This is a genomic window from Pseudomonas sp. GNP014 (assembly GCF_054344005.1).
Genome location: NZ_JBTGUS010000001.1, coordinates 5,411,773 through 5,435,813 on the forward strand (window position 1 = coordinate 5,411,773; position 24,041 = coordinate 5,435,813).

The following is a 24,041-nucleotide window of genomic DNA, read 5'->3' on the forward strand; positions in this document are numbered from 1 at the left end:
AACAATTGGGGGCCAATGAAGAACCCGGACACAGTCTATAGAAGCGTCAACGCCGCGCACATTAACCCTTGGTCGCGTCGTAGGCTACTTTTGCCTGCACTACAACGCCAGCCTTCGTACTGTTTTCAGTCAACTTTTGCGCCATTGAGCCGCTCGAACGCCCGACTGGTGCGGATGACGAAACCTGTATCGGCACGAATCACGAAGAATGCAGCAATCCCATGTTTTTCGGCATAGTCCCACGCCCTTTCCGGCCCGAGAATCAGCAACAGCGTGGAGAGTCCATCGGCCATCAACGCTGAAGGATGAATCACCGTGACTGACGCCAGATCGTGTAGGACCGGCGCCCCGCTGCGCGCATCGAGAGTGTGGGAATAACGCCGACCGTCCTGCAGGAAATAGTTACGGTAATCCCCGGACGTGGACACACCGTAGCCATCGACATTAATGATGCGCTCGGCCACCTGTTGATCGTCACGCGGCTCCTCCAGCGCGATGCGCCATGCCGAGCCGTCGAGTTTTTTGCCCTTGGCCTTCAGTTCGCCCGTGGCTTCAGCGAGATAGTCATGGATACCCATGGCTTCGAGTCTGGCGGCAATGGTGTCGACGGCATAACCGGCGGCGATGCTGTTGAAATCGACTTCGACGGCGGCGTCCTTGCACAACTGCTCGCCATTGATGCGCAAGTGCTGATAACCGACGCGCGACATCACCTCGGCGAGTGCGGCGGCGCCAGGGACTTTCTCTTCGCGCCCCTGCGGGCCGAACCCCCAGAGATTCATCAGCGGTTCGACAGTCAGGTCGTAGGAGCCTTCGCTTTGCGCTGACAGTTGTTCGCCCGTGCGGACCAATTCGAGTACCGCTGCAGGCATTTTCTGACAGCTATTGGCGGGTAAAGCGTTGAAGCGCTCGATGTCCGAATCGTTGCGATAGGTGGATAGCTGCCGATCGACTTCGCCGAGGATCCCCTCCACTTCACCGCGAACTTGCTTCGGTTCGGGCAAGCCGGCGCGGCGCACATACTTGATTGAATACGTGCTGCCCATGGTCGCCCCACCAAGGCTTTCCATGGAATCGCCATTGCCGCAGCCTGCCAATAAGCCAGCCAGAATCACAAGCCCAAGCAACCGTCTAGTGAACAATTATTCATCTCTCCGTAAAACCGCGACGGCCATTATGAATTAAAGGATCTGCAACATCTTTATACAAAATCCAATAGCGAGTACCTGAACATGTCCTCCACCACGGGCAAAGGCAAAGCGATTTTTCGCGTTGTCAGCGGCAACTTCCTCGAAATGTTCGACTTCATGGTCTATGGCTTTTACGCCACAGCCATTGCCAAGACCTTCTTCCCCACCGACAGCGCCTTCGCTTCGCTGATGCTTTCACTGGCCACTTTTGGGGCCGGCTTCTTGATGCGTCCGCTCGGGGCGATTTTCCTCGGCGCCTACATTGACCGTCATGGCCGTCGCCAAGGGCTGATCATCACGCTGGCGTTGATGGCAGCCGGTACGATCCTCATCGCCTGTGTTCCAGGCTACGCCACCCTCGGCGTCGCTGCGCCGTTGATCGTGCTGTTTGGTCGGTTGCTGCAAGGCTTTTCCGCTGGTGTAGAACTGGGCGGCGTATCTGTCTATCTGGCAGAGATCGCCACACCAGGCCGCAAGGGCTTCTTCGTCAGCTGGCAGTCTGCGAGTCAGCAAGCGGCGGTGGTTTTCGCCGGCCTGCTCGGCGTCGGCCTCAACCACTGGCTGAGCCCGGAACAAATGGGTGACTGGGGCTGGCGCGTGCCGTTCCTGATCGGCTGCATGATTGTGCCGGTGATCTTTGTCATTCGCCGCTCGCTGGAGGAAACGCCAGAGTTCCAAGCCAGGAAACATCGCCCAACCCTGCGGGAAATTGTCCGCTCGATCGGTCAGAACTTTGGCATCGTCATCGCCGGCATGGCACTGGTGGTGATGACTACGGTGTCGTTCTACCTGATCACCGCCTACACCCCGACCTTCGGCAAGGCTGAACTGCATTTGTCGGATTTCGATGCGTTACTGGTGACGGTGTGTATTGGTCTGTCGAACTTCTTCTGGCTGCCGGTGATGGGCTCGGTGTCTGACAAGATCGGCCGTAAACCCTTACTACTGGCGGCGACCATTCTGGCGATCCTGACCGCCTACCCGGCGCTGTCGTGGCTGGTGGCGAACCCGAGCTTCAGCCATTTGCTGATTGTCGAATTGTGGCTGTCGTTCCTCTACGGTTCGTACAACGGCGCGATGGTGGTGGCGCTGACCGAAATCATGCCGGTTGAAGTGCGTACGACCGGCTTCTCACTGGCTTACAGCCTGGCAACCGCGACGTTCGGCGGGTTTACCCCGGCGGCGTGTACTTACCTGATTCATGTGCTGGACAACAAGGCAGCGCCGGGGATCTGGCTGAGTGGTGCGGCGGTGTTGGGATTGATTGCGACGCTGGTGTTGTTCCGCGGTAACCGGCATGAGCTGCGTACTGCGCAGGCCTCGATCGTCGGCGGCGCCAGATAAGACGCTATCGCTGGCAAGCCAGCTCCCACAGGGAGTTCGGGCGTGAACACAATTGTGCAACCTCCCAAGAACCTGTGGGAGCTGGCTTGCCAGCGATGAGGCCGGCACAGGCAATAGAGATTGATCCAGCCACACAAACAAAAACGCCCCGACCTAAGTCGGGGCGTTTTCATTTGCAACGAGTGCTTAGCGCGGGAACGCTGGCGGGTTTACACCGGCCATGTCTTCCATCACGCGAACCACCTGGCAGCTGTAGCCGAACTCGTTGTCGTACCAGACGTACAGTACAACGCGGTTGTCCTGAACGATGGTCGCTTCAGCGTCGACCACACCGGCGTGACGCGAACCCACGAAGTCGGTGGACACCACTTCCTGCGAGTTGACGAAGTCGATTTGCTTGTGCAGATCGGAGTGCAGCGCCATGTAGCGCAGGTACTCATTCATCTCTTCACGGGTGGCGGCTTTCTCAAGGTTCAGGTTGAGAATGGCCATCGACACGTTTGGCGTCGGAACGCGGATCGCGTTACCGGTCAGCTTGCCGGCCAGCTCAGGCAGGGCCTTGGCAGCAGCGGTGGCAGCACCGGTCTCGGTGATCACCATGTTCAGCGCGGCGCTACGGCCACGACGATCGCCCTTGTGGAAGTTGTCGATCAGGTTCTGGTCGTTGGTGTACGAGTGAACGGTTTCGACGTGACCGTTGATGATGCCGAACTTGTCATTCACAGCCTTCAGCACCGGCACGATGGCGTTGGTGGTGCAGGAAGCGGCGGACACGATCTTGTCGTCAGCAGTGATTTCGTTGTGGTTGATACCGTGAACGATGTTCTTCAGCTTGCCTTTGCCAGGCGCGGTCAGAACAACGCGAGCGACACCCGGGCATTGCAGGTGCTGACCCAGGCCATCGGCGTCACGCCATACACCGGTGTTGTCCACCAGCAGCGCGTCTTTGATCCCGTACTGGGTGTAATCCACCTCGGTCGGGTTCTTCGCGTAGATCACCTGGATCAGGTTACCGTTGGCGGTGATGGTGTTGTTTTCTTCGTCGATGACGATGGTGCCGTTGAACGGACCGTGCACCGAGTCGCGACGCAGCAGGCTGGCGCGTTTGGTCAGGTCGTTGTCGGCGCCTTTGCGCACGACGATGGCACGCAGACGCAGACCGTCGCCACCACCGGTTTTCTCGATCAGGATGCGCGCCAGCAGACGGCCGATACGACCGAAGCCGTAAAGCACAACGTCAGTGCCTTTGCGGGCCGAAGCGTTTTGCTGGCCAACCACGTCAGCCAGTTCTTCACGTACGAACTGCTCGGCGCTGCGGCCATTGCCTTCGCTGCGGAATTTGAACGCCAACTTGCCCAGGTCTACCGAAGCCGCGCCGAGCTTGAGCTCGCTCATGGCTTTGAGCAGTGGGAATGTTTCGTGGACGGAGAGTTCGCTGTCGTCGGAAGAGCGGTGGCGCGCAAAGCGGTGAGCTTTGAGAATCGCGATGACAGACTGGTTGATCAGGCTGCGGCCATAGATCGAGCTCACCACGTTGTTATTGCGGTAGAGCTGACCGATAAGCGGAATCATCGCTTCTGCGAGTGCTTCACGGTCGATCCATTCACCAAGACACTGGTCGGGCTTCTGAGTCACGGTAACCTTCCACATGTAGGGGCAGAAAAAAGGGGCTACATTATGCCGCCGACAACCTCTTTCAGCAATGCGCGCTTGTCGCGCAATCGGTAACAAAATTTCCTCCAAAAAAATCACACCCTCCGCGAGCCCAGTAAAACCGGGGCCTCCAGCGCAGTCAATTTTTCGACTACTGTTAGACGATGTCTGTAACCCTCCGTAACACCATCCGATTTCGGCACTACATAACCCTGAAAAAAGTGCTCGTTTTTATGGTTACCACTACATTTCGCGCAAACAACGAAGATAGACGTAGTCTGCAACTGACAGGCGGCACCCGACGCCGCTACAATTACCGACTTTGTCGCAACGCCTGGAGCTCAACCTTCCGTGCCTGTTCTGCGTCTACCGCTTCTCCCTGCTGCGGCAGGTAAACAGCACTGGGGCAATCTGCCCGGTGCTGCCCTGAGTCTCGCGATTGCCGAGGCTGCCAGCGCTGCCAAGCGCTTTACCCTGCTACTGACCGCCGACAGCCAGAGTGCCGAACGGCTGGAACAGGAGCTGAGTTTCTTCGCCCCGGATTTGCCCGTTCTGCATTTCCCCGACTGGGAAACCCTGCCCTACGACCTGTTCTCGCCGCACCAGGACATCATTTCCCAGCGTATCGCCAGCCTTTATAGACTGCCGGAACTGGCGCATGGCGTGCTGGTGGTACCGATCACCACCGCCCTGCATCGACTGGCGCCGACCAAATTCCTGCTCGGCAGCAGCCTGGTGCTGGATGTCGGGCAGAAACTCGATGTCGAGCAGATGCGCGCGCGGCTCGAAGCCAGCGGCTATCGCTACGTCGACACGGTCTACGAGCACGGCGAGTTCACCGTGCGCGGCGCGCTGATCGACCTGTTCCCGATGGGCAGCAAGCTGCCCTACCGCATCGACCTGTTCGACGACGAAATCGAGACCCTGCGGACCTTCGATCCGGAAAACCAGCGCTCCATCGACAAGGTCGATTCAGTCAAGCTGCTGCCGGCCCGTGAGTTTCCGCTGCAGAAAGATGCGGTCACCCGCTTCAAGGCGCGTTTCCGCGAACGCTTCGATGTCGACTTCCGTCGCTGCCCGATCTTCCAGGACCTGAGCAGCGGGATTACTCCGGCCGGTATCGAGTACTACCTGCCGCTGTTCTTCGACGAAACCTCGACCCTGTTCGATTACTTGCCCCAGGACACCCAGGTGTTCTCGCTGCCGGGCATCGAGCAAGCGGCGGAAAATTTCTGGAACGACGTGCGCAATCGCTATGAAGAGCGCCGCGTCGATCCATCGCGTCCTTTATTGCCACCGGCAGAGCTGTTCCTGCCGGTGGAAGACTGTTTCGCCCGCCTGAAGAACTGGCCGCGCGTGGTGGCCAGTCAACAGGATGTGGACACCGGCGTCGGCCGTGAGCGCTTCCCGGCGCAATCCCTGCCAAATCTGGCGATCGAGGCCAAGGCCACGCAACCGCTGGCCGCGCTTTCGGCATTCCTCGACGAATTCCCTGGGCGCGTGCTGTTCACCGCCGAATCCGCGGGCCGGCGCGAAGTGCTGCTGGAGCTGCTGGAACGCCTCAAGCTGCGGCCGAAAACCGTCGACAACTGGCCGGACTTCGTCGCGGGCAAAGACCGCCTGGCGATCACCATTGCCCCGCTTGACGAAGGTCTGATGCTCGACGACCCGGCGCTGGCGCTGGTCGCGGAAAGCCCGCTGTTCGGTCAGCGGGTCATGCAGCGGCGCCGCCGCGAGAAGCGCAGCGATGTCGCCAACGATGCAGTGATCAAAAACCTCACCGAGCTGCGCGAAGGCGCGCCGGTGGTGCACATCGATCACGGTGTCGGGCGCTATCTGGGCCTGACGATTCTGGAAATCGACAATCAGGCCGCGGAATTCCTCACCCTCGAGTACGCCGAGAACGCCAAGCTCTACGTGCCGGTGGCCAACCTGCACCTGATCGCGCGTTACACCGGCAGTGACGACTCCCTGGCTCCGCTGCATCGCCTCGGTTCCGAAACCTGGCAGAAAGCCAAGCGCAAGGCGGCTGAGCAGGTGCGCGACGTCGCCGCCGAACTGCTCGACATCTACGCCCGCCGTGCCGCTCGCGAAGGTTATGCGTTCGCCGACCCGAAAGCCGATTACGCGACGTTCAGCGCCGGCTTCCCGTTCGAAGAAACCCCGGATCAGCAATCCACCATCGAGGCCGTGCGCGAAGACATGCTCGCACCAAAGCCGATGGATCGACTGGTCTGCGGCGATGTCGGTTTCGGCAAGACCGAAGTGGCCATGCGCGCCGCGTTCATCGCCGTGCATGGCGGTCGGCAGGTGGCGATTCTGGTGCCGACCACCCTGCTCGCCCAGCAACACTACAACAGCTTCCGCGACCGCTTCGCCGACTGGCCGGTGACCGTGGAAGTGATGAGCCGCTTCAAATCGGCCAAGGAAGTGAACGCCGCCGTCGCCGATCTGGCCGAAGGCAAGATCGACATCGTCATCGGCACGCACAAATTGCTGCAGGACGACGTCAAGATCAAAAACCTCGGGCTGGTGATCATCGACGAAGAGCACCGTTTCGGCGTGCGCCAGAAAGAACAGCTCAAGGCCCTGCGCAGCGAAGTCGACATCCTCACCCTGACCGCCACGCCGATTCCGCGCACGCTGAACATGGCGGTGTCGGGCATGCGCGACCTGTCGATCATCGCCACGCCGCCGGCACGACGCCTGTCGGTGCGCACCTTCGTCATGGAGCAGAACAAGAGCACGGTCAAAGAAGCCCTGCTGCGTGAACTGCTGCGCGGCGGACAGGTTTACTACCTGCACAACGACGTGAAGACCATTGAAAAGTGCGCGGCAGATCTCGCCGAACTGGTGCCAGAAGCACGGATCGGCATCGGTCACGGGCAGATGCGCGAACGCGAACTCGAACAGGTGATGAGCGACTTCTATCACAAGCGCTTCAACGTGCTGATCGCCTCGACCATCATCGAGACCGGCATCGACGTGCCGAGCGCCAACACCATCATCATCGAGCGCGCCGACAAATTCGGCCTGGCGCAACTGCACCAGTTGCGCGGTCGCGTCGGTCGCAGTCACCACCAGGCGTACGCTTACCTGCTGACCCCGCCGCGCCAGCAAATCACCGCGGATGCGGAAAAGCGCCTGGAGGCGATTGCCAATACCCAGGACCTTGGCGCCGGTTTCGTGCTGGCCACTAACGACCTGGAAATCCGTGGCGCCGGTGAATTGCTCGGCGATGGCCAGAGCGGCCAGATCCAGGCCGTGGGCTTCACGCTGTATATGGAGATGCTGGAGCGTGCGGTGAAGTCGATCCGCAAGGGCGAGCAGCCGAACCTCGATCAACCGCTCGGCGGTGGCCCGGAGGTCAACCTGCGGGTGCCGGCACTGATTCCGGAAGACTACCTGCCGGATGTGCATGCGCGCCTGATTCTGTACAAGCGCATTGCCTCGGCCACCGACGAAGAGGGCCTGAAGGATCTGCAGGTCGAGATGATCGACCGCTTCGGCCTGCTTCCGGAACCGACCAAGAACCTGGTGCGCATCACTGCCTTGAAATTGCAGGCCGAACAGTTGGGCATCAAAAAGGTCGATGGCGGGCCGCAGGGCGGACGTATCGAGTTCGCCGCGCAGACGCCGGTCGACCCGATGACGTTGATCAAACTGATCCAGAGCCAGCCAAAACGCTACAAATTCGAAGGCGCCACGATGTTCAAGTTCCAGGTGCCGATGGAGCGCGCGGAAGAGCGCTTTAATACTGTAGAGGCGCTGTTCGAGCGCCTCATCCCGAAAACTGCTTGAAGGACGCCCAATGCGCCTGTTTCGTTCGCTGACCTTGCTGCTGACTCTGGTCGCACCCACGGCGTTTGCCGATGACACCTATATGGTCGAGATGATTCTGGTCCGCCAGAACGCGGTGCCGGCGATCGTCAGCCGCGCCGCCCCGGAAGACTGGGCCGCCGGCGCCCAGCGTCTGGGCGACGACAGCCAGCGCACACCCGCGCTGAATGAAGTGGCCAACAAACTCACTGCCAGCGGCGATTACAGTGTGCTGCTGCACAAGGCCTGGCAACAGACCCTCGGCGAGACGCCGACCAAGGTGGCCGTCAGCGACGGCAAGGAACAGTTCGGCCAGTTCCCGATCGAGGGCACGCTGGAAATGAAGCTGGGACGCTTCACCGATGTGAATGCCGACTTCTGGGTCAACCAGATCGACGCCAACGGCATGGTCACCGCCAGCGAACGCCTGAAGCAGGACAGCCACACCAAGAACGGCCAACTCAACTATCTCGACAACGGCCACCTGGCCCTGCTGATCAAGATCACTTCCCTGACGGCGCCGGCGCCGCGGGAAGCGCCTGAAGCCATTCCGGACTGATCGAAGTCCTTATGCCCCCGCCCCTGAGTAAACCGTTGGCACCCTCCTGGGTCAGCCGATTCAAGGAACAGAGCCTGGAGCGTGGCCGTCGCTACGCCCTGGAGAACCGGGTCCGTATCGCCCAGGTCGGCGATGCGACCATCACCGCCAGTTGCGAAGGCTCTGGCGGCAATGTCTACCGTCAGACCATTACGCTGCGCGAGTCGGCCAAAGGCACCTTGCTGCTGGTGGAGGCCGCGTGCACCTGCCCGGTTCGCAGCAACTGCAAACATTGCGCAGCGGTGCTGCTGCAAGTGCAGGAAACCCTCGAATACCCGGCTGCCGCCAAAGACGCCGAACTGTTGGAAAAACTCCAGGCCGTGCTGGAAAACCGCAGCCCGAAAGCCCCGCCGCAAGTGCTGGTGGATAACGTTCAGCCGGTCCCGCGCCTGTGGCTGGCCAGTGTCGAATTCAGCGCTTTCGAACCGCGCAACGGCAAGATGCAGCGCTACATTCAGCACCGCGCGGCGCTGTCGTTCAGCTATCTCGACGAATACGTCAGCGGGCAGAAAAACAGCGACATCCTGATACGTCAGGAAAGCCAGACATTACGGATAAAACGCCACCCGGACGTCGAACAGTCCTACCGCGAACAGTTACGAATCCTCGGCTTTCGTATTGCCACCCGCCAGAGCAAAGCCCTGCCGGAAAGCGCCGGTGAGCTGTATGAGATGGTCAACGACAGTGCCTGGCTGACCTTCACCCTCAATGATCTGCCGAAGCTGCGCACGCAGGGCTGGGAATTGCAGATCGACGAAGAGTTCGGCTTCGACCTGACGGCCGTGGATGACTGGTACGCCACCGTCGAACAGGCACCGGAACGCGACTGGTTCGATCTGGAACTGGGCATCATCGTCAACGGTGAACGCCTGAGCCTGCTGCCGATCCTGCTCAACCTGATGCGCTCGCACACGGAAATACTCAACCCGGAACGCCTGGCGCGCCGGCGCGATGACGAACTGATTCTGGTGAATATTCCGCAGCGCAACAGCGAGCACGGGCCATTGCAGGTGGCGCTGCCGCTGGGCCGACTGAAACCGGTGCTGACGACCCTCGGCGAGTTTTATCTCCAGGAGCCGGGGGAAACCACCCTGCGCCTGAGCAAGGCCGATGCCACGCGTCTCAATTCGCTGGAAGGCATTCCGCTGCTGTGGGAAGGCGGTGAGCAGATCCGTACGTTTGCTCAGCGCCTGCGCGACATTCGCGATTTCAGCGCCGATGCGCCGCAGGGGCTGAACGCGACGTTGCGGCCGTACCAACTCGAAGGCTTGAGCTGGATGCAATCGCTGCGACAGCTGCAAGTTGGCGGAATTCTTGCGGACGACATGGGACTGGGCAAAACCCTACAAACGCTGGCGCACATTCTCAGCGAGAAAAACGCCGGACGCCTTGACCGGCCGTGCATGGTGGTCATGCCCACCAGCCTGATTCCCAACTGGCTCGATGAAGCGGCGCACTTCACCCCGCAACTGAAAGTGGTGGCGCTGTACGGTGCCGGCCGCAAAAAGCACTTTGACCACCTCGCTGACTTCGACCTGATCCTCACCACCTATGCATTGCTGCCCAAGGATGTCGAGCGCCTGGCCAAGCAACCCCTGCATGTGTTGGTGCTGGATGAAGCGCAGTACATCAAGAACCCGAACAGCAAAGCCGCCCAAGCGGCGCGAGAGTTGAATGCGCGGCAGCGTCTGTGCCTCAGCGGTACGCCGCTGGAAAACCATCTGGGAGAGCTATGGTCGCTGTTCCACTTCCTGCTGCCCGGCTGGCTTGGCGACGTCAAAAGCTTCAACGCCGACTACCGCGTGCCGATTGAAAAACGCGGCAGCGAAGTCAGGCTTCAGCACCTCAACGGCCGGATAAAACCGTTTCTGCTGCGCCGCACCAAAGAACAGGTGGCCACCGAGTTGCCACCGAAAACCGAGATCATCCATTGGGTCGACCTCAACGAAGCGCAGCGCGATGTGTACGAAACCATGCGCCTGGCGATGGACAAGAAGGTCCGCGATGAAATCACGCGCAAAGGCGTGGCGCGCAGTCAGATCATCATTCTGGAAGCACTGCTGAAATTGCGTCAGGTCTGCTGCGACCTGCGCCTGGTCAATGACGCCACCCTGCCCGCTCGCGGCAGCACGTCGGGCAAGCTCGACAGCCTGATGGAAATGCTCGAGGAGCTGTTTGAGGAAGGTCGGCGGATACTGCTGTTTTCACAATTCACCTCGATGCTGTCATTGATCGAAGAGGAACTGAAAAAACGCAAGATCGCCTATGCGCTGCTGACCGGCCAGACCCGGGACCGACGCACACCGGTGAAGGAGTTCCAGAGTGGCAATCGTCAGATCTTTCTGATCAGCCTGAAGGCCGGCGGCGTGGGATTGAACCTGACCGAAGCGGATACAGTGATTCACTACGACCCATGGTGGAACCCGGCGACCGAGAATCAGGCCACTGACCGTGCGTATCGGATCGGCCAGGAGAAACCGGTGTTCGTCTACAAGATGATTGCCCGGGGCACGGTGGAAGAGAAAATTCAGCACCTGCAGAAGGAAAAATCCGACTTGGCAGCGGGCGTGCTGGATGGACGCAAGGCCGGGGACTGGAAACTGCAGAGTGATGATATTGAAGCGCTGTTTGCGCCGTTGCCGGATAAGCTCGACAAGCGCTGAGATGCGCTTTTCAGACAAATTGCCAGCGCTGGCAAGCCAGGTCCCACAGCAATCTGGGTTGAACACTGTTTTTGTGAACAGCACAAAAACCTGTGGGAGCTGGCTTGCCAGCGATGGGGCCCTCAGATATCGAGCCCAGGCTTAAATCATCAACCCGTGGAAACCGGCAGCGGCGCAAACAGCGCCTCAATGTCAGTCTGCTCCAGCTTGAACCCACCTGTCGTGCCACCTTCAAGCACCGCCCCGGCCAGCGCAGCCTTTTCCTGCTGCAGTGCCTGGATTTTTTCCTCTACCGTGCCGCGGGCAATCAGCTTGTAAACGAATACCGGGTTGTTTTGCCCGATTCGATATGCGCGATCGGTGGCCTGATTCTCCACTGCCGGGTTCCACCAAGGGTCGAAGTGGATCACCGTGTCTGCCGCAGTCAGGTTCAAACCTGTGCCCCCGGCCTTCAGACTGATCAGAAACAGCGACACCTTGCCGCTCTGGAAGTCTTTCACTGGCGTGCGCCGATCTGCGGTTTCACCGGTCAACAGCGAATAGCTGACTTCACGTTGCTGCAACTCTTGCTCAATCAAAGCCAGCATCGACGTGAACTGGGAGAACAGCAGGATCCTGCGACCCTCGCCAATCAGCTCTTCAAGCATCTCCATCAAACTGAGCAGCTTGCCACTCCCCGAACGCAGCGCTTTCGCAGTCAGCGGCATATTGATCAAGCGCAAGTCGCAACAGACCTGACGCAGCTTGAGCAAGGCATCAAGAATGATGATCTGACTGCGCGCCACACCACTGCGGGCAATTTCGTCGCGGACTTTTTTGTCCATCGCCACGCGAACCGTTTCATACACGTCGCGTTGACCGTCGCTGAGATCGACCCAATGCACAATTTCGGTTTTCGGTGGCAACTCGGTCGCCACCTGGTCCTTTTTGCGTCGCAGCAAGAACGGCTTTATTCGCGCCGTCAGATGCTGCATGCGCTCGGCGTTGCCATGTTTTTCAATCGGTGTACGGTAATCACGATTGAACGCTTTACTGTCACCCAGCCAACCGGGCATCAAGAAGTGAAACTGCGACCACAACTCGCCCAAGTGGTTTTCCATTGGAGTGCCGCTCAAACACAAGCGCTGCCGGGCTTGCAAATCACGTGCGGCTTGAGCAGCCTTACTGACCGGATTCTTGATGTTCTGCGCCTCATCGAGAATCAGCACACTCCACAACTGCGGCTGCAGAACCTCAAGGTCCCTCGGCAACAAGGCGTAAGTGGTCAACACCAGATCGTATTCGGCAAAACTGGCGAAGTCTTTTTTCCGCCCCGCGCCATGTAGCGCCAGCACCCTCAACTGCGGCGTAAAACGCAACGCCTCGTCCAGCCAGTTAGGGATCAGACTGGTGGGCATTACCGCCAGCGCAGGACGATCAAGCCGCCCCGCCTGCTTTTCCGTCAACAGGTGCGCCAGGGTTTGCAGCGTTTTACCCAGCCCCATGTCATCGCCGAGGATACCGCCAACCTCCAGCTCACGCAGGGTTTGCATCCAGCTCAAGCCTTCGAGCTGATAGGGCCGCATCTGCGCATTGAGACCGAGCGGTGCTACGACTTGCGTGTAAGTGGATTCACGCAGGCGCCGGGCAAAATTGCGCAACCGTTCGCCGCCCTGCCATTCCAGCGATACACCTTCCAGCAAACTCAGGCGTGCTGCATCGGGAGCACTCAAGCGCAACTTATCGCCATGATGATTGCCCAGATACAACTCGCTGAGTGTGGCCAGCAACGGTTTGACCCGACCAAAAGGCAGGGCGACTTTGCCACTGATGTTAGCGCTGAAGCGCCCGGCCCCCAACTCGACCAACAGCAACTCATCATCACCGCGCTGAGCGAGGTTGGCTGGATCGAGAAGCATCGGCTGGGCGCGTAACAGGTGCAGAAAAATCGGCAGCAGGCTGTGGCGCTCACCGTTGACGACAATCCCTAACTGCAGATCAAACCACTGCCGCCCCGACTCTTCCTCAACCTCGGCGTACCAGTGCTCGACTTTCTCCACGTTGAAATGAAAGTTATGGCTGACGTCAATCTGCCAGCCTGCTTCACGCAGCGCGGGAATGCCATTCTGAGCAAATGTGAGCCAGGCTGAATCATCGGGCAGATCAAACCGTTCACCCGGATGATCAACGCTGCTTTTGCGCGTGGCCTTTTTGAAACCGTGTTTCTGCAATTGCTGACGCAGGGCTTTTTCGGCGGCGGGCTGACGCTGGATACGCTGGGTTTCAACGCCCGAAAGAACCACCACCTCCGGGTTGCGATCCTGTACGGGAAGACCGCCGTAGGTGAACAGCAAAGCGGCTCGGTGCTCCGGCTCGTACTGCCAGCGAGTGTAGCGCTTGCCGCTGGCGAGGGTCAGATGAGCCTTGGGCAAAACATCGTCGATGATCCGCTCCGTCAACTTGTGCGGTGGGGCGACCTGAGTAGCCACACTCATTCGATGGCTGAACTGCATGGCCTGACGTGCCGGAATCTCTGGCGCCAATGCTAGATGACAGGCGAGCTTTTCATCGAACTCGCTGCATAGCGGGCCGATTTGTTGCCGCTCTCGATCCAGGTAATAAAGAGGTTCCAGCGCGAGCACTGTTTCCACTGACGCTTCATCACTGCTCCACTGCGGGCGAAAACTGCCATTGGCTTGTTCGGCCCAGGCAAACTGCGCGCTTCTGCTCGCGCCCGAAGTCAGCGGCTGCAATGTTTCAAAATCCAGATACAGGCGCCGCGTGTTCAACAACATTTCGAGCAATTCGGCGCCACTGCGACCGTCCAGCGGATAGCCGCTGTAATACGCATGATGGGAGTGCGTGGCCACCAACAGCCTGGCAATCCGCAGGTCCAGTTCGTTCAGATAACCGGGCTGGCGCATCAGCATGTCTGATAGCGAAAACAACGGCTTAACGTCGCGCAGCTCGCCACTCTTGAGCTGGTAAACCTTGAATATTTCGACCAGCCATTTGCCCGAAACCGGCGTGGCCTTGAGTTTGTAAAACAGTCGCGTACTGGCCGCTTGCGAGGCCTCTTCAAAAGACTGGGTCGCCACAGGAATAGTGGAAAGCCAGTGCTCCAGTGCTCTATTCAACTGAACCGGGGCATCACGGTCAGTCTCTTCAGCCGCGCGATCCTGTAAGTGAAAGAGCACCGCAGCGCTGTGCTTGCAGTTGATTTCCACCGGGCAGGAGCAAAAGCATCGCAGGCCGAATCGCTCCTGCTCATCTTTAACCAGATAGATGACCTGTTGATAAACGTGACTTTCAGAACCCGCGCAGGCCGCCTCAATCATCTCGTCATCGACCAAATGGATTTTTATCCGGTCCTCGATGGCGTAAACGCGGGCTTTGGCCAAAGCATTACGGTTGAAGGCCTCAGTCCACGGCAGCGAGTGAAGCTGACTGATGATTATCGTCATGGCGCTGTCAGCCTTTCACCCAGCCAATACCCGTGCCAGCACTGATTTCACCTTGCCCATGCCGCCCTGCAACGCCTGTTCGATCTCGGCCATGGTGATCACCGCGGTGGACTTGCCCGCCGCCGGATTGACCACCAGCGCCAGACATGCGTAATCCAGTTCGAGTTCACGCGCCAGCGCCGCTTCCGGCATGCCGGTCATGCCAACGATGTCACAGCCATCACGCTCCAGACGCACGATTTCGGCCACAGTCTCCAGACGCGGGCCCTGGGTGCAGGCATACACACCTTGATCGCTGTATTCGCAACCCTCGGCGGCCACTGCGGCAATCAACTGCTGACGCAGCGGTTCGCTGTAGGGGAAGCTGAAGTCAATGTGGGTGACATGTTCGAGATCGTCGGCGAAAAACGTGTGTTCACGGCCGCTGGTGTAGTCAACGATCTGATGTGGCAAGCAGAAATGCCCGGTGCGCATCGCCGGGTGAATCCCGCCTACGGCATTCACCGCGATGATCGCTTCAGCCCCGGCCTGCTTCAACGCCCACAGGTTGGCGCGGTAGTTGACCTTGTGCGGCGGGAAGCGATGCGGGTGGCCGTGACGGGCGAGGAACAGCACCTCCTTGCCGGCATACTCACCGACCTGCACCTCGGCCGAAGGCGCGCCATAAGGCGTGTCCACGGCCAGCGACTGACGAATGCTCAAGCCTTCGAGCTGGGTCAGGCCGGTGCCACCGATGATCGCGTATACCGTCATAGCGAAACGTCCTTAATCAATCAGTTGAGCGTCTTTGAGCGCGCCGATGGCGGTGAGCCAGCGCGGATCCTGGCGGTAATCGGTGCTGGCGAACGCCTGGCCACGCATGCGCGCGATGCGGGCAGAAGGTTTGACCTTCAACCGTTGCGCGGCACTCAGGGCCAGTTCGGCCGCTGCACGGTCGTTGCACACCAGGCCCATGTCGCAGCCGGCGCTCAGGGCCGCTTCGATACGGCTGGCAGCATCGCCCACCACATGGGCACCGGCCATCGACAGATCGTCGCTGAAGATCACACCGTCAAACTGCAACTCGCCACGCAGGATGTCCTGCAACCAGCGCCGGGAGAAACCGGCAGGCTGCGAATCCACTTGCGGATAAATGACGTGGGCCGGCATGACAGCGGCCAGTTGTTGGCTGAGTCGGGCGAACGGTACGAGGTCATGGGCGCGGATCTCGTCGAGGCTGCGCTCGTCGTTCGGGATCGCAACGTGTGAGTCGGCTTCGGCCCAACCATGACCGGGGAAGTGCTTGCCAGTGGCGGCCATGCCGGCACTGTTCATACCGCGAATGAACGCCCCGGCGAGCAGTGCTGCGCGCTCCGGATCACCTTCGAACGAACGGGTACCCACCACCGCACTGCGCTGATAATCCAGATCCAGCACCGGGGCGAAGCTCAGGTCGAGGCCGACCGCCAGCACTTCGGTGGCCATGATCCAGCCGCATTGCTCGGCGAGGTATTCGGCATTCGGATTGTCAGCGATGGCGCGCATGGCCGGCAGACGCACAAAGCCCTGACGCAGGCGCTGCACGCGACCACCCTCCTGGTCCACCGCCAGCAACAGATCCGGGCGAATGGCGCGAATGGCCGCGCTCAGCTCACGCACCTGCCGTGGATGCTCGATGTTGCGGGCAAAAATGATCAGGCCACCCACTTCGGGCTGGCGCAACAATTGGCGATCTTCGGCCGTCAGCCAGGTACCGGCGACGTCCACCATCAACGAGCCTTGCAGGCCAGCAGTCATAGAGATTCCTTGAAAACGAAAAACCCGATCCGCATGAAATCGCTGCCGTGGGCAGTGCCCGGCAGGTCAGCGGTTTTCATCAGAATCGGGTTCAGAACGAGAGTCGGCATGGGCGGCTAGCTTAGCGGATACAAGCTGCTGCGCCCACCCGTGTGCGGTCAAACCTTGGCGGCGACCGGCGTCGATTTGCTGCGCGGACGCAGTTGTGCGGTGGCCATCGCCGCATCGGTGACACCGGTTTCGGCGCGCATGCCGGCCGCCAGGAACGGCACCATCAGGCGCATGACCTGTTCGATGGAGGTGTTGACGCCGAAATCGGTCTCGGCAATTGCACGCAGCGCCTTGATACCGGACATGCTGAACGCTGCAGCGCCGAGCATGAAGTGCACGCGCCAGAACAGTTCGATCGGTGGAATGCGTGGTGCGGCCTCATTAACCAGCAGCATGTAACGACGGAACACCTTGCCGTACATGTCTTCAAGGTAACGCCGCAGGTGACCCTGGCTCTGGCTGAACGCAAGACCCAGCAAACGCATGAAGATCGACAGGTCATTGCCGCTGCGTGGCTGAACCACCAGAGCCTGTTCGACAAGGATTTCCAGCAGCTCTTCGAGGGTCGGCTTGTTTTCAGGCTTGGCCTGACGCCGCTCCAGTTCTTTATCGAGGCTGATGCAGAACGGCCCGAGAAAACGCGAGAACACCGCCTGGATCAACGCTTTTTTCGAACCGAAGTGATAGTTCACCGCTGCCAGGTTGACGCCTGCCTTGCTGGTGATCAAACGCAATGAGGTTTCAGCGAAACCTTTCTCCGCGAACAACTGCTCGGCAGCATCAAGAATGCGTTCAACGGTTTCCGACTGGGCCATGGCTACTCCGCCTGACAAACACTTGTTTGAAACATACGTTTCAGCCTGTGCCTTGTCAAGCCTGCCGGTTCGTTTTGGGAATGGTCGGTCAGCTATTTAACCACACAAGCCCATCGCATTAATAAACACCCTTGCCGACCGTCTGGCGGCCGGTAAAAAAACGGGCATTGCCAAGACCGCTTCACTGTATATAATCCCAGTCACTGTATAAAAAGACAGAGCGATCAATATGCTAAAGCTGACGCCACGCCAAGCCGAGATTCTGGCCTTTATCAAACGCTGCCTCGAAGACAACGGCTACCCGCCAACCCGTGCGGAAATCGCTCAGGAGCTGGGCTTCAAGTCGCCCAACGCGGCAGAAGAACACCTGAAAGCACTGGCCCGCAAGGGCGCCATCGAGATGACGCCTGGCGCTTCCCGCGGCATTCGCATCCCGGGCTTCGAAGCCAAGGCCGACGACTCCACCCTGCCGATCATTGGCCGGGTCGCTGCCGGCGCACCGATTCTCGCCCAGCAGCACATCGAAGAATCCTGCAACATCAACCCTGCCTTCTTCCATCCACGCGCCGACTACCTGCTGCGCGTTCACGGCATGAGCATGAAGGACATCGGTATTTTCGACGGTGACCTGCTGGCGGTTCATACCACCCGCGAAGCCCGTAACGGCCAGGTTGTCGTGGCGCGAATCGGTGATGAAGTGACCGTCAAACGCTTCAAGCGTGAAGGCAGCAAGGTCTGGCTGATCGCCGAAAACCCTGAGTTCGCTCCTATCGAAGTTGACCTGAAAGATCAGGAACTGGTGATCGAAGGCTTGAGTGTCGGCGTAATCCGCCGCTAAAGGAGGCTTTATGCAGTTCCCACACACACCTCAGCAAACACAACTGCCTTTATTCGAAGCGTTTCTGGCGCAACCGATGGCGCCGATCCTGAAAGAAGTGGTCGAGCGTCCCTGGAATGCCGAACCCGAAGTATTCAGTGAGCTGTCACTGCGCGGTGCGGCCGGGAACTGCCTGAACCTGCTCGCCCCGATCCTGCGCGAACTCAGCGAGGACCAGGACGCACGCTGGCTGACGCTGATTGCGCCACCGGCCAGCCTGACCCAGGCATGGCTTCGGGATGCGGGCCTGAATCGTGAACGGATTCTACTGCTGCAACCACGCGGCACTCAGAGCGCCCAGCAACTGGCCTGCGAAGCACTGCGCCTGGCGCGCAGTCATACGGTGGTGACCTGGCTCAACCCGCTGAATGCCCAATCGCGGCAACAACTGATCAGCGCTGCACGCACGGGCGACGCTCAAAGCCTGAACATCCGATTGGGTTGACTCACTGACAACGCGCGCTGTTTGGAGCGCAGGGCTTCTCCAGGGACAGAGAAGCCGATCTGAAGCGGTACCGACAAAACAGGCAGGGATCAATGAAGAACCCGTGGCCCCTCATCTTTATCAAACTCACCTTCGATCATCCGACCCGCCATCTGCACGCCAACACTCAACATCGCCTTGGCGATCTCGACATGCTGCCCCTGCAGGAACGTCTTGGCATCCTCGGAGAAATCCAGCGTCACCAGAGAACCCTCGTCCTCAGCCCTGCGCAGTTCGATTCGGCCGTCTGGTAACTCGACAATTTCTAGAAAGGACGTTGGCATATAGGTCTGTTCTCCACGAAAGGCAGGGATTATATAGACATCATTCAGGCTTCGCTCGGGATCTTGACCAGCAGCATGTTTCATATTGCCACCGTGTCAATCGACCTCAACACTCGTTCAATCCTTCGCGAAAACGAATGGCCAAGCCTTTGAGATTCTGCCGCCAGCTCTCCAGCTCTTCGCGAGTCAGTTCCTGCGGCGCCTCCTCTTCATCCAGATTAACGGCCTGAATCAACGGCTGCGTCACATCGCCCTTGGGCTTGTGCGGCACCCGTGGTGGCTGGAACAGCGCCGAATGCGCCGCCAACAGTTTCGCCAGCCAGGTTTCCGGATTACCTGCCAGCTCAATCATCTCGGCCAATTCGGGGATCGCAATCGTTTCCAGCACTTCGCGGGTCAGCAAAACCTCGGCTCGAGGCGCGCTGGCCTGGGGCAAACGATAGAACCCGGCAATCTCATGGCATAAACCCAACAGCGCGCCATAGAGGTGGAACAACGCGGATTCACGTCCCGCCTGAATCAACGCCAACGCGTTCATCGCTCGCCCCTCTTCGGCGCGCGCCAGCGCTTCCAGCGACAAGCCGGCAAAATAGATCTTCTGATTGGTGCGGGTATAGAGTTCGTGCGCCATGCCGGCAGTCTCCACAGCGAAATAATTACGTCACACAGACCTGACAGTGTCATGGATCAGCGGAGCCGACCGCAAGCATAAAACAAAAAGGCCGCATGAAACCCGAGGGTCATCATGCGGCCTTTTGTGTATCGGACCGGCGCTTACTCAGCCTTGGCTTTCGTGCGCTTGTCTTCAACGGTCCACTTGCCACCGTCGTAGAACGCTTTCCAGCCGGTAGGCTTGCCGTCGACTTCGGTCTGCACGTATTGCTCCTTGGTCTTGCGGCTGTAGCGGATCACCGCCGGCAGGCCATCAGGGTCCTTCTGTGGCGCTTCACACAGGAAGTGGTACTTCGGATCGATTTCGTCCTTGTGCGGCAGAATTTCAATCACCAGCGGAGCACGGGTCTCACGGTTTTTCGGGAACTGACTGGCCGCGAGGAACAGACCGGAAGCACCGTCGCGCAGGATGTAGGTGTCGTTGACCTTTTCGCATTTCAGCTCAGGCATCTTCACCGGATCCATCTTCGGCGGCGCCGCATCACCGCTCTTGAGCAGTTTGCGGGTGTTCTTGCAGGTCGGGTTGGTGCAACCGAAGAACTTGCCGAAACGGCCGGTTTTGAGTTGCATCTCGCTGCCACACTTGTCGCATTCCAGGCTCGGACCTTCGTAGCCCTTGATGCGGTAGTTACCCTCTTCGATCTCGTAGCCCGCGCAATCCGGGTTGTTACCGCAGATGTGCAGTTTGCGTTTCTCGTCGAGCAGGTAGGCATCCATCGCCGTGCTGCAGATCGGGCAGCGATGCTTGCCACGCAGCACCAGCGATTCCGACTCACCTTCGTCGTCCGCAGCAATTTCGTCGCCTGGCACCAGGTTGACGGTGGCCTTGCAGCGCTCCTTCGGCGGCAGGCTGTAGCCTGAGCAACCGAGGAACACACCGGTCGAGGCGGTACGGATCTGCATCGGACGGCCGCACGTGGTGCACGGAATGTCGGTCATGACCGGCTGGTTGGCACGCATGCCATTGTCCGGATTCTCGGCTACCTCGAGCTTCTTCTTGAAATCGCCATAGAACTCGTCCAACACGTTTTTCCAGTCACGCTCGCCTTGGGCCACGTCATCGAGGTTCTCTTCCATGCCGGCAGTGAAGCCGTAGTCCATGAGGTTGGAGAAGCTTTCCGACAGACGCTCGGTGACGATGTCGCCCATCTTTTCCGAATAGAAACGACGGTTGTGCAGGGTCACGTAACCGCGATCCTGAATGGTCGAAATGATCGCAGCGTAGGTCGAAGGACGACCAATGCCGCGTTTTTCCATTTCCTTGACCAGACTGGCTTCGGAGTAACGCGCCGGCGGCTTGGTGAAGTGCTGGGACGGATCGAGCTTGATCAGCTTCATCACGTCGCCTTGCGCCATGTCCGGCAGAACATCGTCATCGCCAGGCTTGGCGATCTGCGGCAGAACGCGGGTGTAACCGTCGAACTTGAGGATGCGGCCCTTGGCACGCAGCTCGAAGTCACCCGCCGCCACACTGACGGTGGTAGACAGGTATTGCGCCGGCAGCATCTGGCAAGCGAGGAACTGGCGCCAGATCAGCTCATACAGACGCTCAGCATCACGCTCCATACCAGCCAGCTTGCTCGGCGTGGTGTTGGCGTCGGACGGACGAATCGCTTCGTGAGCCTCTTGTGCGCCTTCCTTGCTGCTGTAGACGTTCGGCGTTTCCGGCAGGTACTTCTTGCCGAACTCATCTTCGATGTAAGTGCGCGCCATCGCCACGGCATCGGCCGACAGGTTGGTCGAGTCGGTACGCATATAAGTGATGTAGCCAGCTTCGTACAGACGCTGGGCCATCATCATGGTTTTCTTCACGCCAAAGCCCAGGCGGTTGCTTGCGGCCTGTTGCAGGGTGGACGTGATGAACGGTGCCGACGGCTTGCTGCTGGTCGGTTTGTCTTCGCGCTTGACGATGCTGTAGCTGGAGGACTTGAGTTTCTCCAGTGCAGCCGTGGCCTGTGCTTCATTCAGCGGCTTGAAGGCTTCACCCTTTTCACGCGCCACTTCGAAACGCACGGTCGAGCCCTTGGCAGTGCCAAGGTCGGCGTGCACTTCCCAGTATTCTTCCGGGTTGAACGCACGGATTTCGCGCTCGCGCTCGACCACCAGCTTCACGGCAACCGATTGCACGCGACCGGCGGACAGGCCACGGGCAATCTTGGCCCACAGCAGCGGCGAGACCATGTAGCCCACGACGCGGTCGAGGAAACGACGCGCCTGCTGGGCATTCACACGGTCGATGTCCAGCTCGCCGGGCTCGGAGAAGGCCTCCTGAATCGCCTTCTTGGTGATTTCGTTGAACACCACGCGCTTGTAGCGGCTGTCGTCACCACCGATGGCTTCGCGCAGGTGCCAGGCAATGGCTTCCCCCTCGCGATCCAAGTCGGTTGCGAGATAGATGGTGTCAGCATCCTTGGCGAGCCGGCGCAGCTCTTCGATGACCTTTTCCTTGCCCGGGAGGATCTCGTACTTGGCCTTCCAGCCATGATCGGGATCGACACCCATACGTGAGACCAACTGCTTGCGCGCCTTCTCTTTCGGCGTGAGCACCGGACCTTCGCCTGCAGCGGCCTTGCCACGCTTGGCGGCTGGCTCTTTGCTGGCGCTAGCCGAACCGCTGGTGGGCAGGTCTCGGATATGGCCGATACTCGACTTCACCACGTATTGGTTACCCAGATACTTGTTGATGGTCTTGGCCTTAGCCGGGGATTCCACAATGACCAGCGATTTGCCCATGGATCAGAAAATTCCTGAATTCTAGAAGTGAAAGGCGGTTGGCGCCTGACGCGGCACCGCTATATATAGTTGATACAAGGTGAGGTCAAGCACAGGGTTCTGTGCGCACTCGCCTCATGCCTTGGTAAAAAGGCTCGGTTCGGCTTGCACCAAAGCAAAGCGTGGCACCTGCTCGCCGTCAACCTCGACCGACTCGACGAACATGCTCAAAGGGCGCACCCAAAAGCCGTAATCGCCATACAGGGCTTGGTAAAAGACCACTTCTTCCTCGGTCTCGGAATGCCGCGCAACACTGAATACGCGGTACTGCGGACCTTTGTAATGTTGGTAGAGCCCAGGTTGTATCGGCATGCTTCGGCCCTCACTCAAATTTTTTCAAAATAAAAACAAAATAAATCCACAAAAACAAAAACCGGGGCACTTGGCCCCGGCTTCCATCGACGAGACGCTTAAACGCGTTCGAAGACGGTGGAGATGCCTTGGCCGAGACCAATGCACATAGTGGCCACCCCGAAGGTGCCGCTATTCTGCTTCATCACGTTCAGCAAGGTGCCGGAAATACGCGCACCGGAGCAACCGAACGGGTGACCCAGGGCGATCGCGCCGCCGTGCAGGTTAACCTTCTCGTTCATCTTGTCGAGTACTTTCAGATCTTTCAGCACTGGCAGGGCCTGTGCAGCGAAAGCTTCGTTGAGCTCGAAGAAGTCGATATCGTTGATGCCAAGGCCCGCACGCTTCAGGGCTTTTTGTGTGGCCGGAACTGGACCATAGCCCATGATCGCCGGATCCACACCCGCCACAGCCATCGAACGGATCACCGCCATCGGCTGAATGCCCAGGTCCTGCGCACGCTGCGCCGACATCACGATCATGCACGAAGCACCATCGGTGATCTGCGACGAAGTACCCGCAGTCACGGTGCCGCCCTTTGGATTGAAGGCCGGCTTGAGGGCCGCCAGACTTTCCAGGGTGGTTTCCGGACGAATGGTTTCGTCGTAGTCGAACAGTTTCAGGAAACCGTTCTCGTCATAGCCCTGCATCGGGATGATTTCGTCTTTGAACTTGCCTTCCACAGTTGCCTTGTGGGCCAACTGGTGGGAACGCACGCCGAAAGCGTCTTGCTGTTCGCGAGTGATGCCGTGCATTTTGCCGAGCATTTCAGCGGTCAGGCCCATCATGCCCGAGGCTTTCGCCGCGTACAGGGACATGTGCGGGTTCGGATCGACACCGTGCATCATGCTGACGTGGCCCATATGCTCGACGCCGCCAACCACGAACACGTCACCGTTGCCGGTCATGATCGCTTGCGCGGCAGTGTGCAGGGCACTCATCGACGAACCGCACAGACGGCTGACGGTCTGGCCGGCCGAGGTGTGCGGGATCTGGGTCATCAGCGACGCCATGCGCGCGATGTTCCAGCCCTGCTCCAGAGTCTGGTTCACACAGCCCCAGATCACGTCCTCGACTTCAGCAGGATCGACCTTGGCGTTGCGTTCCAGCAGCTTGCTGATCAGGTGCGCCGACATGTCTTCGGCGCGGGTGTTGCGGTGCATGCCGCCCTTGGAGCGGCCCATCGGAGTACGACCGAAGTCGACAATCACGACGTCTCTAGGATTCAAGCTCATAAGTTCACTCTCAC

At 59.4% G+C, this 24,041-nt stretch carries 17 protein-coding genes; 6 read left to right on the forward strand and 11 right to left on the reverse strand.

Annotation, left to right across the window (positions count from 1 at the left end; all coding sequences use genetic code 11):
* Positions 1–125: 125 nt before the first annotated feature.
* A complete protein-coding gene (locus ACXX9E_RS24310) occupies positions 126–1,070 on the reverse strand; it encodes an FAD:protein FMN transferase (RefSeq protein WP_458556334.1) in 945 nt (314 codons plus the stop codon).
* A gap of 162 nt (positions 1,071–1,232) precedes the next feature.
* Here ACXX9E_RS24310 and ACXX9E_RS24315 point away from each other — a divergent pair, with 162 nt between their 5' ends.
* Positions 1,233–2,534, forward strand: a complete 1,302-nt coding sequence (locus tag ACXX9E_RS24315; protein WP_186748427.1) for an MFS transporter — start codon at positions 1,233–1,235, stop codon at positions 2,532–2,534.
* A 186-nt stretch (positions 2,535–2,720) separates the two neighbouring features.
* On the opposite strand, the gene ACXX9E_RS24320 is transcribed toward ACXX9E_RS24315, so the two are convergent.
* Positions 2,721–4,184 (reverse strand): glyceraldehyde-3-phosphate dehydrogenase, encoded by a 1,464-nt coding sequence (locus ACXX9E_RS24320; protein WP_123461946.1) that lies wholly within the window; start codon positions 4,182–4,184, stop codon positions 2,721–2,723.
* A 354-nt stretch (positions 4,185–4,538) separates the two neighbouring features.
* On the opposite strand from ACXX9E_RS24320, the gene mfd reads away from it, so the two are divergent.
* The 3 genes from mfd to ACXX9E_RS24335 are packed head-to-tail and all read left to right on the forward strand — an operon-like array spanning position 4,539 to position 11,267.
* Positions 4,539–7,988, forward strand: coding sequence for a transcription-repair coupling factor (gene mfd / locus ACXX9E_RS24325; protein ID WP_458556335.1), 3,450 nt, complete (start codon positions 4,539–4,541; stop codon positions 7,986–7,988).
* A 10-nt stretch (positions 7,989–7,998) separates the two neighbouring features.
* Complete coding sequence (locus ACXX9E_RS24330; protein ID WP_123461941.1) at positions 7,999–8,565, forward strand: CsiV family protein; 567 nt, start codon at positions 7,999–8,001, stop codon at positions 8,563–8,565.
* A gap of 11 nt (positions 8,566–8,576) precedes the next feature.
* Positions 8,577–11,267: a DEAD/DEAH box helicase gene (locus ACXX9E_RS24335; RefSeq protein WP_457237852.1), complete on the forward strand. Its 2,691-nt coding sequence runs from the start codon at positions 8,577–8,579 to the stop codon at positions 11,265–11,267.
* A gap of 149 nt (positions 11,268–11,416) precedes the next feature.
* On the opposite strand, the gene ACXX9E_RS24340 is transcribed toward ACXX9E_RS24335, so the two are convergent.
* The 4 genes from ACXX9E_RS24340 to ACXX9E_RS24355 all read right to left on the reverse strand — a co-directional run bounded on the left by ACXX9E_RS24340 (position 11,417) and on the right by ACXX9E_RS24355 (position 17,352).
* Complete coding sequence (locus tag ACXX9E_RS24340; RefSeq protein ID WP_458556336.1) at positions 11,417–14,710, reverse strand: DEAD/DEAH box helicase; 3,294 nt, start codon at positions 14,708–14,710, stop codon at positions 11,417–11,419.
* A gap of 15 nt (positions 14,711–14,725) precedes the next feature.
* Positions 14,726–15,463, reverse strand: coding sequence for an S-methyl-5'-thioinosine phosphorylase (locus ACXX9E_RS24345; RefSeq protein ID WP_458556337.1), 738 nt, complete (start codon positions 15,461–15,463; stop codon positions 14,726–14,728).
* A 12-nt stretch (positions 15,464–15,475) separates the two neighbouring features.
* Positions 15,476–16,474, reverse strand: a complete 999-nt coding sequence (gene nagZ / locus ACXX9E_RS24350; RefSeq protein ID WP_177490500.1) for a beta-N-acetylhexosaminidase — start codon at positions 16,472–16,474, stop codon at positions 15,476–15,478.
* Positions 16,475–16,644: 170 nt separating this feature from the next.
* Positions 16,645–17,352, reverse strand: coding sequence for a TetR/AcrR family transcriptional regulator (locus ACXX9E_RS24355; RefSeq protein WP_007910473.1), 708 nt, complete (start codon positions 17,350–17,352; stop codon positions 16,645–16,647).
* 229 nt (positions 17,353–17,581) lie between these two features.
* Between ACXX9E_RS24355 and lexA the strand changes: the two genes are divergently transcribed.
* Together lexA and sulA are read left to right on the forward strand one after the other, a co-directional pair.
* A complete protein-coding gene (lexA, locus tag ACXX9E_RS24360) occupies positions 17,582–18,190 on the forward strand; it encodes a transcriptional repressor LexA (protein WP_003226590.1) in 609 nt (202 codons plus the stop codon).
* A gap of 10 nt (positions 18,191–18,200) precedes the next feature.
* Complete coding sequence (sulA, locus tag ACXX9E_RS24365) at positions 18,201–18,674, forward strand: SOS-induced cell division inhibitor SulA (protein ID WP_123461931.1); 474 nt, start codon at positions 18,201–18,203, stop codon at positions 18,672–18,674.
* Between the two features lie 89 nt (positions 18,675–18,763).
* Here the strand turns inward: sulA and ACXX9E_RS24370 are convergent, their stop codons facing one another.
* From ACXX9E_RS24370 to fadA, 5 genes are all read right to left on the reverse strand, one after another.
* Positions 18,764–18,997, reverse strand: coding sequence for a hypothetical protein (locus ACXX9E_RS24370; RefSeq protein WP_064392830.1), 234 nt, complete (start codon positions 18,995–18,997; stop codon positions 18,764–18,766).
* A 106-nt stretch (positions 18,998–19,103) separates the two neighbouring features.
* The gene (locus ACXX9E_RS24375; protein WP_123461929.1) at positions 19,104–19,628 is read right to left on the reverse strand and encodes a DUF6586 family protein; all 525 of its coding nucleotides are present in this window, start codon (positions 19,626–19,628) and stop codon (positions 19,104–19,106) included.
* 143 nt (positions 19,629–19,771) lie between these two features.
* Entirely contained in the window at positions 19,772–22,402 is a 2,631-nt protein-coding gene (gene topA / locus ACXX9E_RS24380) for a type I DNA topoisomerase (RefSeq protein WP_123461928.1), read from the reverse strand.
* Between the two features lie 114 nt (positions 22,403–22,516).
* Positions 22,517–22,753 carry a DUF1653 domain-containing protein gene (locus ACXX9E_RS24385; protein WP_123461926.1) on the reverse strand — a complete coding sequence of 79 codons (237 nt, stop codon included), beginning with the start codon at positions 22,751–22,753 and terminating at the stop codon, positions 22,517–22,519.
* 98 nt (positions 22,754–22,851) lie between these two features.
* Positions 22,852–24,027 (reverse strand): acetyl-CoA C-acyltransferase FadA, encoded by a 1,176-nt coding sequence (gene fadA, locus ACXX9E_RS24390; protein ID WP_007910465.1) that lies wholly within the window; start codon positions 24,025–24,027, stop codon positions 22,852–22,854.
* Between the last annotated feature and the right edge of the window lie 14 nt (positions 24,028–24,041).

Coding starts and splice junctions, on each gene's coding strand:
- ACXX9E_RS24310 (WP_458556334.1), bottom strand. CDS start 1,070: ATGGAAAGCCTTGGTGGGGCGACCATGGGCAGCACGTATTCAATCAAG.
- ACXX9E_RS24315 (WP_186748427.1), top strand. CDS start 1,233: ATGTCCTCCACCACGGGCAAAGGCAAAGCGATTTTTCGCGTTGTCAGC.
- ACXX9E_RS24320 (WP_123461946.1), bottom strand. CDS start 4,184: ATGTGGAAGGTTACCGTGACTCAGAAGCCCGACCAGTGTCTTGGTGAA.
- ACXX9E_RS24330 (WP_123461941.1), top strand. CDS start 7,999: ATGCGCCTGTTTCGTTCGCTGACCTTGCTGCTGACTCTGGTCGCACCC.
- ACXX9E_RS24335 (WP_457237852.1), top strand. CDS start 8,577: ATGCCCCCGCCCCTGAGTAAACCGTTGGCACCCTCCTGGGTCAGCCGA.
- ACXX9E_RS24340 (WP_458556336.1), bottom strand. CDS start 14,710: ATGACGATAATCATCAGTCAGCTTCACTCGCTGCCGTGGACTGAGGCC.
- ACXX9E_RS24345 (WP_458556337.1), bottom strand. CDS start 15,463: ATGACGGTATACGCGATCATCGGTGGCACCGGCCTGACCCAGCTCGAA.
- ACXX9E_RS24355 (WP_007910473.1), bottom strand. CDS start 17,352: ATGGCCCAGTCGGAAACCGTTGAACGCATTCTTGATGCTGCCGAGCAG.
- lexA (WP_003226590.1), top strand. CDS start 17,582: ATGCTAAAGCTGACGCCACGCCAAGCCGAGATTCTGGCCTTTATCAAA.
- sulA (WP_123461931.1), top strand. CDS start 18,201: ATGCAGTTCCCACACACACCTCAGCAAACACAACTGCCTTTATTCGAA.
- ACXX9E_RS24370 (WP_064392830.1), bottom strand. CDS start 18,997: ATGCCAACGTCCTTTCTAGAAATTGTCGAGTTACCAGACGGCCGAATC.
- ACXX9E_RS24375 (WP_123461929.1), bottom strand. CDS start 19,628: ATGGCGCACGAACTCTATACCCGCACCAATCAGAAGATCTATTTTGCC.
- topA (WP_123461928.1), bottom strand. CDS start 22,402: ATGGGCAAATCGCTGGTCATTGTGGAATCCCCGGCTAAGGCCAAGACC.
- ACXX9E_RS24385 (WP_123461926.1), bottom strand. CDS start 22,753: ATGCCGATACAACCTGGGCTCTACCAACATTACAAAGGTCCGCAGTAC.
- fadA (WP_007910465.1), bottom strand. CDS start 24,027: ATGAGCTTGAATCCTAGAGACGTCGTGATTGTCGACTTCGGTCGTACT.